Consider the following 13704-nt stretch of genomic DNA (forward strand, 5'->3'; position numbering starts at 1 on the left):
ACTCCTAACTCCTAACTCCTAACTCCTAACTCCTAACTCCTAACTCCTAACTCCACTCCTAACTCCCGCCTTACCCATTAGAAGAGGGCTGATTTATCTGATAAATATAGTAAGTTGCCATTGGAATAACGGTGGCAGCAATTAACAATCCTACTACCCAAGCAGTAGCGTTACCTTGGTTGGTTTCTTCTGCTTTCTTGAAAGTGCCTCCAACCTGCACATTGTCAGTTATCTGGGGTGGCCCTGGATCGGCTTTGCCAGAGAGAACGGCGACAAGGCGATCGCTGGCATCGAGAAATGCTTGGTTGTATTTGTCACCATTGCGTAACGGCACACTTACTGTTTCAGTAGCTATACTCTCGGCAATAGAGTCAGTAAGAATTGGCTTGACTTGATCCCCAGTAATAATGGCCGTACCATTGGTAACTGTATCAAGAAGCAACAAGGTTTGATTAGCTTGGGCTGCTTTTGTTGGAAACCATTTTTCAAACAGTTCTTTAGTAAAGCTTTCTGGTGTTTCGCCATAGTCGAGTCGGCGAACAGTAACAATTCTGACTTCCTTATCTGTTTGCTTTGCCAAATCCTTAAAAGCGCTGCTAATCTTGCCTTCATTCAGACGGCTGATCACTTCACCTCGATCCAAAACCCAGGTGTCATTTTCTGCTGTCAGGCTGGGTATTTGATACACACCTGTGGCTAAAGCAGGTGTAGCAAACAGCGAGGCTGCGAAAATAACCGTCACCAAAGGTAGAATTAGCCGGATGAGGTATTTTTGACTGCTAAAAACTTGTTTGAGGAGCTGTTTCATCGTGTGATCCCTAAGACAGACTTGCACCAAAAATACTACAGAACCACTGCAAAAATCACCTCGTTCCCGATTTTCTTCAGTGTAAAATTTCTGATATTCCCAGCAAATATGTATATTGTACGGGATTTTTGATTACACAAACTTGTTCTGAGGGCGGTTGCAAGCATTAACCTGAGGCTAAACTCCTTACTAGTCACAAGAAATACCGCCCATTTTGGGAATTAACCCAAATGCTTAGGGCGGAATTTGCAAACCATCTAGAAATCATATCGCATGATTTATATTTTGGTTCAGCAACGCCATATTTTTTCATATCTGCGAGTAGCTTTAGATATCTGAGTGAAAAAGAATGTCAAGACGAGCGTTGCTGAATCAAGGGATGATTCTTGTAGGGTGGGCGACACGAGCGCCCTGAAATACAAGGGACGGGCAAGATGCCCATCCCACAAAACTAGCAAAATCATCCCGCAAATATGCAACGCCTCAAGACGTTATCCTGCTAGCTCTCTACAAGGGTTCTAGACAATGCATATTTAGTTTATAGAGATGTCTATGTGATGGTTGATATCTGCATTTTTCTGATATTTTAGCTAAATCAATATCATATATACATGACTATACTTTTAACTAACGACGATGGCATTGATGCCCCCGGTATCCAAGCGCTGCTCAAAGCTGTAAACGGCAAAAATTCTATTATCGCTGCTCCTGCCGATCATCAGTCTGGCTGTGGACATCAAGTGACTACTACTCGTGCTATCAACCTCCAGCGACGTTCTGAGACTGAGTATGCGATCGCAGGTACTCCCGCTGATTGTGTGAGAATTGCCATAACACAAATTCCCGCAGATGTCAAATTTGTACTTTCAGGTATCAACGCTGGGGGAAATTTGGGAGTCGATGCCTATATTTCTGGCACAGTTGCCGCCGTGCGAGAAGCCGCGATGCACGGTATTCCCGGAATTGCCATTTCTCAGTATCGCAAAGCCAAACAGAATTTTGATTGGGATCTGGCTGCCAAATTCACTGCTGAAGTCTTAGCGGATTTACTCAAGCGTCCCTTAGAGCCAGGAAGCTTCTGGAATGTGAATCTACCGCATCTGCAACCAGGAGAACCAAATCCTGAAGTGGTATTTTGCCAAGCCTGTACCAAACCTTTGCCCGTTAACTATCGAATTGAAGGCGATAACTTCTATTATGTAGGCGAATATGGCAAACGCGATCGTACTCCTGGCAGCGATGTAGATGTATGTTTTTCTGGTAATATCGCCGTCACCCAGTTAAGAGTTTGATATCAGCCATCAGTTACTAGTTAACTGCTAACACCTTTTAGTGGATATTGAGGAGAGCTTATAAGAATATTAGTTAATCTTATGGGTATGTGGTGCGATCGCGATCGAAATTTTCAAGGATTTGAAATCTGGTAAAGTTTCAGTGGTACTGAACACTAATTTCAAAAAAAAGAGAAATATATGCAGTTTCTCAAAATTGTTCTTGTCGCTCTCGTATTGATGGTGAACCTGCTAATTGCTCAACCCTCTTGGGCAGGTAAGGATTTCACTAAGGGGGCTGACTATGCTGAGGTAACTCAGGCACTCAATCAACTTCTAACTGTAAAGAATACACCTGAGCAAGCTGGCTATACACCTGAGCAATTCCAGCAGCAACTGGCAAAATTGCAGTCTCAGAAAAATGTCATAGAAACAGCTAGAAAGCGGGCGCAGTGCCGCAATGAAACTGGAAAGACTTTGGCAGTCTATGCCAATAAACCAAAAAAAATTCCAACCCAACTCTACTTTCTGGGCGCAGGAACAATCACTGATGATGATTGGGATTGCGATGGCATTTACTTACCCGCAGGTTCTCAAGTGGTTTTAGGCCCAAACGCTCAACCACAACAACTAACTGAACCTATCGCCGTTAAGTTTGTCGATGGTACACAGTCTCTTGCTAGAACCAATCTAGCCACTGGTGCAATTGAATTGAATGTTGAACCTGCCAAAGTATTTAAGGCGGGTGAGAGTACTTGGTTGCTCCCCACTTTTTCCCAAGCGGATATCGATACGCAAATTCCCACCCCACAACTCATTGACTAATTTCATCTAGATAATTCAACTTTTATGCACTTCCCGCATAGAAGTTGAACTAAAGAAATTAGGATATATAAAGGAAAATATTTAACCATTGAATAATCAACTTTTAATTAAGGAAAAATTACAAGCAAAGCTTGAGAATATTCAAAGTAAGAGCGATGGCTCTCCCTTTACCGATTTACAGATAGACAAAACCTTAGCCGCAGAAATTGAACAATTGACGACGGAACTGGAGAGCGTCAATCCCAATCTCAATCCTCTTCTCTATGCTACTTCTTTGCTGGAGGGAGCTTGGCAACTGCAATACTCCACAGCCAGAGAAATACGTTCTTTAGCTTCTCTTCCATTGGGATTAAAGCTAGGTAAAGTTTATCAAGTGATTAATGTTGCAAATAAATTGTTTTTCAATCTAGCTAAAGTTAAACATCCTTTGGGGCTAGTAGCGGGATATGTCAAAGTTACGGCTAGCTTTGAGCCAGCCAAAGAAGATTTAGAGCCTCTACAGAACAAACGTATCAACGTCTATTTTGATAAGCGCTATCTATCAATTGAAAAAATTCTTGGCATTAATACTCCCCAATTTAACCCATTTAAGGTTGTCTCAGCTAATAATCCTACTAGCAGAACTGCCACATTGGATATTACTTACTTAGATGAAACCTTAAGAATTGGACGTGGAGGAGATGGAAGTTTATTTATTCTTAGTAAATCTGAGAATTTACCTGAATTCACATCCTCAAATGAAAATTGATTGCGCCGCTGAATGAATATGGCTCTCTCAATCATGCATCTTTTCAGCAAAGTAAAAGTAGGCTCTGCAATGGTAGAGCTTAATACATTAAATTTAAAGGTAAATCATGGTATAGAAGAAGATATTAATGCCGAGCCGATAAGTCCCAGGCAAGTTTTAATTGTTAGGTACGAAGAGATTGCCAACTTATCAATTCAACCAGGAGAATTGCGAGAAAATATCGTGGTTCAAGGTTTAGAAATTGATAAATTTCTCCCTGGCTCTCTGCTACACTTTGAAAGTGGCGCGGCAATTAGATTAACTTTTTACTGCGAACCATGTAAGCGAATAGCTCACTTGGTAAAATCATTAAAAAGCATCCAAAATAAAAGAGGAATTTTAGGTGTAGTTATTAAATCAGGTCAAATCAAGGTTGGTAGTAATTTTCAATTTCAAGCCAATCGATTTCCAGCATTATCTGAAAATCCATATAACCGATTCCTAAATTTTATTATCAAAATCCCAAGTGGAAAAGTAGTTACATATAAACAGATAATCAAAGCTATAGGAGTAGATAATAGCTATCTAAGAGCTATTCCTATATACCTGAAAAAAACTTCGGTTGCGGATTATCCGTTACATAGAATATTAGACTCTAAAGGTTATTTGATAACTTATGTGAGCCAACAAAAAATTAAGTTAGAAATGGAAGGAGTTCAGATTTTATCTGAAGCAGATTTATTACGCAACTTAAACAAAAATTTTGTAGAGATTAAAGATTATCTATGGGAAGATAGTACTTTATACCTAGAATAGATATTACTGTAATATTAGCCTGCATTCAGAGTTTCATCAAGATGATGACTGATTTTTTATTTGTTTAGATGTAGCTTCCATAAAGTCGATAAAAACTTTTATGAGCTTATGAATTCCCTCACTACCTCCTGCAATTAAACCTCCTGTCAGCAGTGCATCTAAACAACGGAAAATAACTACTTGTATGGGATTATCTAAATCAATAACTACAAGTGGTTCGATTGAGCGAATACCTATTGCGCTCATTAAAAGACCGAATAAAAGAGATGTCCATAGAGCAATTGTTCGTGTATCAGATTTATAGGCTGCTCTTTGGCGCTCTTTTTCATTTATATCATCCATTTGTGGCTGGAAAACTTTTAATGAATTTTGTTGATTTTGTGTAAAATTTTGGATAATTTGCTGTTCTAAACTCATTCCTTCTGGTGGTAGTCCACTGATTTGATTTGTTGATTCCGAAGAAGGAAACTGTTGCTGTTGTCCTTCCATAAGTTTTATTTTCTCAGAGATTAGAGCCTTTTCTTGCTGAATACTAATATCTAATTGTTCGACGAATGAGCCACGCCAAGTAGTTATAAAAACTTCTAAAGAACGCTCTAACAATAAAGAAATAAATAATTGTAATGTGAGTAACTGGACAATATCATTAACTCCAAATGGTTTTAAAACGAATGGTTTAGATGATAACCAAGTTGATAAAGTTACTACTAGAAAACTAATAATGATTAACACAATAAATAGAGGAGATTCGGGAGAAAGCTTTAGCAACGTATCTATACTCCTGTTTCGCATCACAATATCTAACACAGCCTGGAAGTGAAAACTACACCTGCTGAGTAACTTAACAACGTTAATTTGATAGAACAGTAAATAATTTATGACCTGTCCCTTTTTTCTAAAAGTGTGATGAGTCACGCCGTTGTGGGAGCAGAAAGCATTCCAGTGCTACTGTGCATGGGAGACGCTAGAGCAAGTAGCAACCGTAGCACCAACTAAAAACCCCTCCAAGATGTTGGAGGGGTAAAAGTAATTTTTGCAAATGAGATGGTAATTAGGTGGAAACAGCAGCTTTTCCTGCTCGGTTAGGCATTTTCTTGTCAAAGCAACCAGATGATAGTACAGCATTTCATAAATCCATTATGAACCTCCGCAAGTATGTACTTAGTAAGATATATTACTAATGCTATTGTTTGATGTCAGATGCGACTCAACAGCGTTTAGATAACCTTTATGATTCAAAGCTTCTTGTGCTGGTAAATTTTTAGCGTTGACAGCAGTCTTAACCACATTTAATGCAGTCAGGTTTCCTGTTTGGTATTGAGATACCAAAGCGCTACCGCTAAGACTACCCTGTGCTTTCAGATTACCTTGATAAGCTAGAAATGCAGCATCAAAGGCTTTGAGGTAGCTGACGTTAGATGAATTGTTAGAATTGATAGCTATAGGTTCGCCACTATTGCTAGTAGCTATTTGAACGCCACCGATTCCAGGCAATAAAGCAATAGAAGTAACAATGAGTACAGAATCAATCAAGATAGAGAGTTTCATAGGATTATCCTTAGTTATAGTAAAGTGCAATTAGTGTTATTGAGTAATAGAGTCTTATTTTTTAGCTGTCTTAACTTCCTACACCCAGTTCACCTGAACGGTTGATTTACTCCTCACCCATTCGGGTGATTTAATTGAGCGCATCCTACGGTTCATTCAAAGTCGCTAAGACCCATCATCTGATAAGCAAGAACAGCAGTATCAAAGGTTTTGAGGCAATTGATATTTGTAGAATCGTTGCGTAAAGTATTAGATTTGACAGCTGTGTTGATTGATGTGCCACTCTTGCTATGAGTAGCTATTTGAGTCCTAGTGATTCTAGATAGGACACTAAAATCAAGAATGTGTGCAAAATTGAGTGGAGAAAAGAGTTTCATTATTGATGCTGTGTTGGTTAATAAATCGGGAGTAAAGTTCAGAACAAACTTGAACAGATATATATTTAACTGAGGTTATCTAAAAATTTATGCAGTGTTGTTACTCAGTTGTAGATATAGCCCAACTGAGGCATCGTATTCCTACGCTATCCCTTCAACAGCAGATTTATTGATTTAATATAATTGAATCTAATTTGTCTATTCGGGTTTACCGAACAGATAAATTAGAGTAAACCGTAAAACTTTTCTTATCTAATTTAGTACGGCAATCATCAATTAATTAGTGCTAAAAACCGAATTTACAGCAGCTTTAACTCTGCATAATATGAATATGTAAGCACAAGGTTAAGTGCAAAACTTATTAAACAATACTAACTAATGCGAGGAAGAGTTATGACACTAGTTCGTTGGAATCCTTGGAGAGAAATTGACACTCTACAACACCAAATCAATAGTTTATTTGAAGATACCAGACTACCATCTGCATTGTTTGACAAAGGCTTAAGCAAAGTTCCTGCCGCTGAAATTAAAGAAACTGAAGATGCGATTCATCTGAAGATAGAACTGCCAGGGATAGAAGCTAAAGACCTGGATGTGCAAATCACAGAAAATGCTGTTTACGTTAGCGGTGAGCGGAAGTCTGAAATGAAAACAGAGGAAAAAGGTGTTACCAGAAGTGAGTTTCATTACGGTAAATTTCAACGCGTAATTCCTCTATCGGCTCGGATTAAAAATACTGACGTTACGGCAGATTATAAAGATGGCATTTTGAATCTAACATTGCCTAAAACTGAGCAAGAAAAGAACAAAGTTGTCAAGGTGAATTTGGAACAATCTGCTAACTAATGGTTTGCTTGCGATCGCACTACTTTACCTGCAATGATTGATTGAAATAGTTAAAAGCTTGGTCATGAGATTGACCAGGCTTTTTTATAACTATTGTCCGCAACAATATGCTTAGAGGAGTCCTTTAAACCGAGGAGTGCGATCGCACTTGTGATGAATGCCTACAAATATACAAATAATTTTCGATAATTTATTTTTTGCAATGTGATCGCGTTTAAATTGGGCGGTTAGGTCGCTATAAGGTTCGTTAAGATCCCCCCGCCCGTGGCGAACCCTTAAAAAAGGGTTATAAGCAAGCCAAGCCTTTTTAAGGAAGTTGTGGGATTAATGGATTGTTTTGTACTATAGCTGTATTTAGCGGAAATGCTTGCATAGCAAGACTTTTAAAATTTTTTCGGTTGACTGACACTCAAAAACTCCATTCTCTGCACGTTGGATTAGTTTATCAATCCTCACAAGTTACTCACATTTTTCCTCTAAATTACACTTGGAAAGGTTGAATAGTTTATCTTACAAAAACTATTCAACCTTTCTAAATTTCATTCAATCTCTATTATCTGGTCTAGCCCGAATTTCTCACGACAATTCTCAAAACCTTATAAAATCGGTTCTTGCGGTTTTTCATACTGCATCACAAAAAACACACATATAAATCGCCGAAACCTATTCTGGGCAAGGATTATTAGGAGTTCGTAGCCCGTTGCATACATGGCGGGACTTGTGAGAAATGCGGGCTATCACTTGAATTGGAAAAATCAAACAATATATCCTTATAAAAGGAGCAACCGCTATGCAATCTACAAATCTTGAAGTAGTTCGACAAACAAATCCTTCAGAAGACAAAGCTAAAAACCCAGAAGTAGTCCGATCTACAGCTCCTGCTATAATTCAAGCCCTAACTCCCATGTTTATCTCATTGATTGGAGGAGTAATTGGTTTCACTGTCTTAGTTCTTGCAACACATCTAGGTTCTAACCATAAAACCCTGGAGACAAACCTAGCAACAGCAGGGATAGGTTTGGCAGGAACCGCCCTTGGTGCTGGTGCTGGTCTTGCACAGTCTAGCAAGAGTGAACCGTCTAAGAACTAAGACAAGCCCATAACTAAAGTATCGATCCTTTTAGGGTGATACAGCGCAATACGGTTCAGTTAGCACCAAAAACCATACGCAGCTTAGGTTGGATTGAGGAACGAAACCAAACCCAACGTTTCCGAGGCTTTGGTGGGTTTTGCTTTGCTTAACTGAACTGTATTTTAATCTGGCGACGCTTGGCGTAAGTGCTGTATCTATTACAGTTTGCCTTCTTTTCCTAAATACTTTTGAGAGCCTCTAGCACCTCTGCGGCTGACTGATATCGTTGAGTGAAATCGAAATGTACCATTCTATTTAAAATTATCACTAACTCGTCTGTAGCCTCAGTGAATTCGCGCCAATGTTGCCAAATCTGTTGATTAGCATCAGCTACACTTTGGATAATTATTTCACCAGTATTTGTATCTCTACGAAACTCTCTGGGTTCTACCCCAGTTAAACCTTGTATTCCCATAATTCCCAACGCATAAATATCGCTGTTAAGTTTTGGCAACCCGCTCATTTGTTCCGAAGGTGCATAATTAGGAGTGCCAATTGAAATTGTCTGAGCTTCTTGCTGCTGGGGTTGAATCTGCTTAACAGCGCCAAAGTCAATTAAAACAATGTGCCGATCTGATTCTCGCCTAATTAAGTTACTAGGTTTGATATCTCGATGGATTACGCCATAACTATGAACAAAAACCAGCACATTTAAAACTTCTTTGAGTATCTCCACAACTTCAGCTTGTTTGAGTCGCTTCCCAGCAGTTAACTCTTTATCCATAGCGTGCCCTCGAACAAATTCTTGTACTAGGGAAAATTTCCGATTTTCTTCAAAAAAAGCTAGTAGTTGAGGAATTTGTGGGTGCTTACCCAAAATTTCTAAAATTTCTGCTTCCGCGTCGAATAGGCGTCTGACAACATTTAAATATTCTGCATCTTGGCGGGGAGGTCGCAACTGTTTAACCACACACTGCGGATTACCAGGACGCTGGATATCGTCAGCTAAATAAGTATTGCTAAATCCCCCAGAACCCAAGGGTTGAGTAATTTTGTAGCGGTTGTTTAGTACCGTTCCTAGTGCAATTTCTTGCCCAATGGAATCAACAATTACCGTTGGTGCTTCATTTGAGGCGTTGCCGCGCTGCCGTAAAAGACCTTGCAATTCTAGAATTAATTGTTGGTGTTCTTGAACCCGTTGGGTAATTTCTTTTTGCTCTTGCTTGGTTTGATAAGCACTATAGGCAAGGACACTGCCGGCGGTAAATACTAACCCCAACGCCGGAGGTATGACTGGGAACCATCCAGCTTGGGTAAAAATGACAAAATTGGCTCCAAATAATACTGCCAGGGCTGTTGCGGCTGCTAATCCTAAGCCTAGCGGATGTTGAATCCGCCATACCAGCAACCCACCAACTACAGTCCATCCCCATATCCAAAAGACTTTACCCCACTCAGGCAAAAACCAAAATAGAGGTTGTTTGTTCAGAACAGCACTGAGAATTTGACTAACGCTGTGGGCATGAATTTCAATTCCAGCCATTTTGCCAGAATTATCTGACTTACCACTAGCAAAGGGCGTATTAAAAATATCATTTAAACTATTGGCTGTTGAACCAATCAAAACGATGCGGTCTTTAACTAAATCTGGTTTAACTTGATTTGCAACTACTTCTGTAATAGTTACCTGCTGGGCAACCTGATGACCAGAACGGTAATTAAGCAGGATTTGGTAGCCATTGGTATCTGCTTTTTCATAGCCGCCAGCGTTACTTTGCAGGGGTTTAAATACAGTATTACGTAGTCGTAGTTCCTTTTTAGGCGTAAATTCTGGTTGGATGCCTCCAACTTCTAAATATTTGAGTGCTAGTTGTAAGCTAAAGGAATAAGTACTTTGACAAGAATCGGATTCCTCTGCACTTACTAATAAGAGGTTGCGGCGAATTGTGGCATCAGTATCTTCTACGACATCATTAAATCCGACTCGCTCTGCTTCAACGCCTTTTGGGGGCGCTATTCCCGGATTGTTAGAACCAGAATGTTTGCAAATAGGAATGATGATATCGCTCTGTTGGAGGCGTTGCAGTAGCTTGTCATGACCAGGCGGTACTGGTAAGTCACGAAAAATATCTAGACCAATGACTCGCGGTTGATATTCTTCAAGTTTGCCTAATAGCCGGTCTAGAAGTTCGCTAGACAGGGGCCAATTCCATTTTTGGATATCTTTTTCACTTAAAGCAACAATTAAGAGACGAGTGTCTGGGCCTGGGTCGGCACGTAATTGCATCATTTGGTCGTAGACTTTCATTTCTAGAGGCTCGAAAACCCCCAGTTTTTGAATTCCTACTAACAGAAGTGTTGCGATCGCACTTGAAAGAATAACTGGCTGTCTAAATAAACTTTTAAAAGTTACAACCATTTTTTTAAATAGATTTTACTTTAAAATATACGTATATTTTGAGATTAATTTTTAGTATTGAAATTATTCTACGCAATTTGCAACTTTTCAAAAAGTATAGCAATCATATTTTACTTGCGAACATCAAAATGCTCAAATCCCCGACTTCTTTAAGAAGTCAGGGATATTTTTGTTCATAACTCATTTAAAATTGCTATATGTGTTTGAGATAATGCACAATTGCCTCTGCTGTTGAGAAGTTAGTAGCCAATAAAACTTGATTAATAGTGCATAATCTTAACAGTGCTTCTTCATTTGCTTGACCGGGCTGAGGTTGCAGCAAATCTCGCAGGAAAATAACTGCTACAATTTCTCCGGCTCCAACCAATGAAGCAATTGTTTGATATCCTCCAGAAGTTGGTGCGGGAGTTTGTTGACTAATCGTTATCCCTGCCTGTTGATGTAAGACTTCACTAATAGATGGCCAGGTAATTGTAAAACTCTGCGAGAAAAATTCCTGATGTTCAGAAACCAATTCAGCAAGTTCTGATTTCTTGCTTTCATGGGCAATCAGTACTATATTTCTTTCAATGATTGCTTGAGGAGACTCACTAACATTTGTTTCTTCTGGAGTTTGCGGAAATTCTTCAATAGTTTGACTGATGCTCTCAGTAGCTCCACTTTCTGTTGTTTCCAAAGATGGAATATCAGCTGAGTCAGAAATTTCACTTATTTGTGCAGCAACACCATCAACATATAGACTAACTTCTTCAGTACTTGCATTACTCAAATCAATGTATTGATTGTTTAAAACTTCCGCAATGGCATCATCAGGTGCAGTTGATGGTTCAGAAACTTCGCTTGTTGTTTCATCTACCGCAGAAGTAGGTTCTAATTCGTCAACATCTGCGCTGTCTGCTGCTGTAACTGACCTATCCCAATCTATTGCTTCATCTATATCCTGTGTAACTTGGCTTAATGCTTCTGGCGGCTGAATTTCTGCGTTTTCAACAACTTCACTCACTGGTTCTGCGACTGGCGTATCCAAATCTACGACTTCATCATGAGTAGCTTCGGGAATGTTATTCTCCTCCTGAGATACAGAGTGGAAAATATCGCGCGGCTGGACGGAGGTAACTTCTGCTGCTAGTGCTGCCTCCAACTCTGCATTTTCATTGTAGGTAGCTTCGGGAATGGCGCTTTGTACAGGAACTTCGTTGAAAATATCACGTGGCTGTACGAAGGTAACTTCTGCTTCTAGTGCTGCCTCTAACTCTGCATTCTCGTCGTAGGTAGTGTCTGGCGTAGCACTTATATCACGCTGTTGTACGAAAGTAGATTCTGTCGCCAGTGCTGCTTCAAAATCTACAGCCTCATCATGGTTAGCTTCTGGAAGAACACTTTCCTCTTCAGGAGTTTCAATGATGTTTTCAGGTGCAGCTATAGCGTTATCAGGTTCAGTCAAAGAAACTTCTGAGGCTTCGCTGACTTCTGGAACTTCGACTTCCTCACTATCGGCGCTGACTTCTGGTGTAACTAATGTCCGCAAATCAACAATTTCATTACGAACATCGTGTGGAACTTCGCTAACTGCTTCTGGTAACTGAATGATGTTTTCAGGGGCGATTATCTCAACAACCGGGATGACATCATCAGGTTGAGTAGCAACGACTTCCTCAATTTCGCTGATTTCTGGGGAAGGGGGTGTTTCTACTTCGGGACTAATTGGCGGTGGAACTTTGTTAACTACCTCTGGGACTGGATTAACAACATTGGGAGCGCTGACATTTTCAGGCGATCGCGATCGAGAAAATAGTGAAGGATCTATAATTCTAAAGACTGTCTCTGGTTGCTCATAAGCGGGAGCAACTGCTTCCAAAATCAAAACATAATCTGCAATCCGAATAATATCTCCATCACTCAAAGAATATGGTCGATCTTTTTCAGCCTGTTTCCCATTAACTATTGAACCATTTCTACTGCCAAGATCGGAGAAGTAGTAATTTCCACTTTTAACAAAAAACTTAGCATGTACCCGACTAATATCAGGGCTGTCTAGGACTAAATCAGAATCAGGAGAACGACCTATTAGCCATTCTCCTCTGGTTGGAGTTTCTGTGGTAAGGTCAACTTCATTGACTTCACTTAGATTTGGTGAGTAGCTAACTTTAACTTTCATATTAATTTTTGGTTAATTTTATTGATTTCTGCCACCCAGCGCTGACGGGTAGTATGTTCTAAATTTAAAATATCATCTTGTGACCAGTGGAAATGATAAGCAATAAAAGCTACCTCCTCATATAAAGTATCAGAGGGGTAGCTTACGACTCCCCCGCTAGTTCTAGCTCCACTGAAAATTGAGTATTGCAGTGGGGACATTGTGTCGGAATGTGTACATTGCCTTGTTGATTGATTCGATTGTAAAATTCTCGGAGATAGGCAATGTCATATAAGAGCAGTCCTTCGAGTAAATCAGGACTAACAGAGTTGAAACTGCCCAAACGAGTGATAACCCTTGCAAGCATTACCAAGACACCGTAAGCTGGATTTTCCTGAACTTTGCGCTCTTGTTGCACCAAAATTTCATCTTTGGCGGTGGCTAAACGCATCACCCCATGACGATGTACTCGTTGTTCGCCATCACTCAATCCTCTAGGAAGAGTGAAGGCAAATTCTGTGCAGAGAGTGTCCTTTTTACGGCGCATAGGTTATTTAATTTGGGCATTCAGAATAGGGCATTGGGCACTTGTACTGAGCGGAGTCGTTGGCGCAGCCTCTCGTAGAGAAGTATTGGGCATGGGGCATTGAGAATAGGGGATGAGTTTTTGAACTCCATTAATGAGGCTTTTAGCTCCATTAATAAGGCTTTGAACTCCGTTAATGAGTCTTTGAACTTCATTAATGAGGCTTTGAACTCCGTTAATGAGTCTTTGAACTCCGTTAATGAGGCTTTGAACTCCGTTAATGAGTCTTTGAACTCCATTAATGAGTCTTTGAACTCCATTAATGAGTCTTT

General features: G+C 39.9%; 14 protein-coding genes and 1 pseudogene. 6 read left to right on the forward strand and 9 right to left on the reverse strand.

The window, feature by feature from the left end; translation table 11 throughout:
• Positions 1–70 precede the first annotated feature (70 nt).
• Complete coding sequence (gene psb32, locus ACM0OX_RS32940; RefSeq protein WP_414519153.1) at positions 71–808, reverse strand: photosystem II repair protein Psb32; 738 nt, start codon at positions 806–808, stop codon at positions 71–73.
• 611 nt (positions 809–1419) lie between these two features.
• Here psb32 and surE point away from each other — a divergent pair.
• The 4 genes from surE (at position 1420) to ACM0OX_RS32960 (ending at position 4447) form a co-directional block, all read left to right on the forward strand.
• Positions 1420–2100 carry a 5'/3'-nucleotidase SurE gene (gene surE / locus ACM0OX_RS32945; protein ID WP_335134417.1) on the forward strand — a complete coding sequence of 227 codons (681 nt, stop codon included), beginning with the start codon at positions 1420–1422 and terminating at the stop codon, positions 2098–2100.
• A gap of 180 nt (positions 2101–2280) precedes the next feature.
• Complete coding sequence (locus ACM0OX_RS32950) at positions 2281–2904, forward strand: hypothetical protein (protein ID WP_334893044.1); 624 nt, start codon at positions 2281–2283, stop codon at positions 2902–2904.
• 88 nt (positions 2905–2992) lie between these two features.
• Positions 2993–3652, forward strand: coding sequence for a PAP/fibrillin family protein (locus ACM0OX_RS32955; protein WP_414519154.1), 660 nt, complete (start codon positions 2993–2995; stop codon positions 3650–3652).
• Positions 3653–3670: 18 nt separating this feature from the next.
• Positions 3671–4447, forward strand: coding sequence for an MGMT family protein (locus ACM0OX_RS32960; protein ID WP_414519155.1), 777 nt, complete (start codon positions 3671–3673; stop codon positions 4445–4447).
• A gap of 36 nt (positions 4448–4483) precedes the next feature.
• On the opposite strand, the gene ACM0OX_RS32965 is transcribed toward ACM0OX_RS32960, so the two are convergent.
• The 3 genes from ACM0OX_RS32965 to ACM0OX_RS32975 all read right to left on the reverse strand — a co-directional run bounded on the left by ACM0OX_RS32965 (position 4484) and on the right by ACM0OX_RS32975 (position 6372).
• Complete coding sequence (locus tag ACM0OX_RS32965) at positions 4484–5215, reverse strand: hypothetical protein (RefSeq protein WP_414519156.1); 732 nt, start codon at positions 5213–5215, stop codon at positions 4484–4486.
• Between the two features lie 393 nt (positions 5216–5608).
• On the reverse strand, positions 5609–5995 hold the full coding sequence (locus ACM0OX_RS32970) for a hypothetical protein (protein ID WP_414519157.1): 387 nt from the start codon (positions 5993–5995) through the stop codon (positions 5609–5611).
• A gap of 152 nt (positions 5996–6147) precedes the next feature.
• Positions 6148–6372, reverse strand: a complete 225-nt coding sequence (locus tag ACM0OX_RS32975; protein ID WP_414519158.1) for a hypothetical protein — start codon at positions 6370–6372, stop codon at positions 6148–6150.
• 393 nt (positions 6373–6765) lie between these two features.
• Between ACM0OX_RS32975 and ACM0OX_RS32980 the strand changes: the two genes are divergently transcribed.
• Both ACM0OX_RS32980 and ACM0OX_RS32985 read left to right on the forward strand, forming a co-directional pair.
• Positions 6766–7218: an Hsp20/alpha crystallin family protein gene (locus tag ACM0OX_RS32980; protein WP_414519159.1), complete on the forward strand. Its 453-nt coding sequence runs from the start codon at positions 6766–6768 to the stop codon at positions 7216–7218.
• Between the two features lie 790 nt (positions 7219–8008).
• Complete coding sequence (locus ACM0OX_RS32985; protein ID WP_414519160.1) at positions 8009–8308, forward strand: hypothetical protein; 300 nt, start codon at positions 8009–8011, stop codon at positions 8306–8308.
• 220 nt (positions 8309–8528) lie between these two features.
• Here the strand turns inward: ACM0OX_RS32985 and ACM0OX_RS32990 are convergent, their stop codons facing one another.
• From ACM0OX_RS32990 to ACM0OX_RS33010, 5 genes and pseudogenes are all read right to left on the reverse strand, one after another.
• Positions 8529–10709: a CHASE2 domain-containing protein gene (locus tag ACM0OX_RS32990; protein ID WP_414519161.1), complete on the reverse strand. Its 2181-nt coding sequence runs from the start codon at positions 10707–10709 to the stop codon at positions 8529–8531.
• A gap of 193 nt (positions 10710–10902) precedes the next feature.
• The gene (locus tag ACM0OX_RS32995) at positions 10903–12867 is read right to left on the reverse strand and encodes an FHA domain-containing protein (protein WP_414519162.1); all 1965 of its coding nucleotides are present in this window, start codon (positions 12865–12867) and stop codon (positions 10903–10905) included.
• Complete coding sequence (locus ACM0OX_RS33000; RefSeq protein ID WP_313931140.1) at positions 12864–13067, reverse strand: DUF6760 family protein; 204 nt, start codon at positions 13065–13067, stop codon at positions 12864–12866. The genes ACM0OX_RS32995 and ACM0OX_RS33000 overlap by 4 nt, the downstream gene beginning before the upstream one ends.
• On the reverse strand, positions 13010–13393 hold the full coding sequence (locus ACM0OX_RS33005; RefSeq protein WP_414519163.1) for a phage tail assembly protein: 384 nt from the start codon (positions 13391–13393) through the stop codon (positions 13010–13012). Before ACM0OX_RS33005 ends, ACM0OX_RS33000 begins: the two co-directional genes overlap by 58 nt.
• A gap of 3 nt (positions 13394–13396) precedes the next feature.
• Positions 13397–13704 (reverse strand): annotated as a pseudogene (locus ACM0OX_RS33010) (hypothetical protein); the annotation flags it as partial.

It is taken from the genome of Nostoc sp. PCC 9305 (genome assembly GCF_963920915.1).
Lineage (GTDB): Bacteria > Cyanobacteriota > Cyanobacteriia > Cyanobacteriales > Nostocaceae > Nostoc.

Coding starts and splice junctions, on each gene's coding strand:
- ACM0OX_RS33000 (WP_313931140.1), bottom strand. CDS start 13,067: ATGTCCCCACTGCAATACTCAATTTTCAGTGGAGCTAGAACTAGCGGG.
- ACM0OX_RS32960 (WP_414519155.1), top strand. CDS start 3,671: ATGGCTCTCTCAATCATGCATCTTTTCAGCAAAGTAAAAGTAGGCTCT.
- ACM0OX_RS32990 (WP_414519161.1), bottom strand. CDS start 10,709: ATGGTTGTAACTTTTAAAAGTTTATTTAGACAGCCAGTTATTCTTTCA.
- ACM0OX_RS32950 (WP_334893044.1), top strand. CDS start 2,281: ATGCAGTTTCTCAAAATTGTTCTTGTCGCTCTCGTATTGATGGTGAAC.
- psb32 (WP_414519153.1), bottom strand. CDS start 808: ATGAAACAGCTCCTCAAACAAGTTTTTAGCAGTCAAAAATACCTCATC.
- ACM0OX_RS32970 (WP_414519157.1), bottom strand. CDS start 5,995: ATGAAACTCTCTATCTTGATTGATTCTGTACTCATTGTTACTTCTATT.
- ACM0OX_RS33005 (WP_414519163.1), bottom strand. CDS start 13,393: ATGCGCCGTAAAAAGGACACTCTCTGCACAGAATTTGCCTTCACTCTT.
- surE (WP_335134417.1), top strand. CDS start 1,420: ATGACTATACTTTTAACTAACGACGATGGCATTGATGCCCCCGGTATC.
- ACM0OX_RS32975 (WP_414519158.1), bottom strand. CDS start 6,372: ATGAAACTCTTTTCTCCACTCAATTTTGCACACATTCTTGATTTTAGT.
- ACM0OX_RS32985 (WP_414519160.1), top strand. CDS start 8,009: ATGCAATCTACAAATCTTGAAGTAGTTCGACAAACAAATCCTTCAGAA.
- ACM0OX_RS32995 (WP_414519162.1), bottom strand. CDS start 12,867: ATGAAAGTTAAAGTTAGCTACTCACCAAATCTAAGTGAAGTCAATGAA.
- ACM0OX_RS32980 (WP_414519159.1), top strand. CDS start 6,766: ATGACACTAGTTCGTTGGAATCCTTGGAGAGAAATTGACACTCTACAA.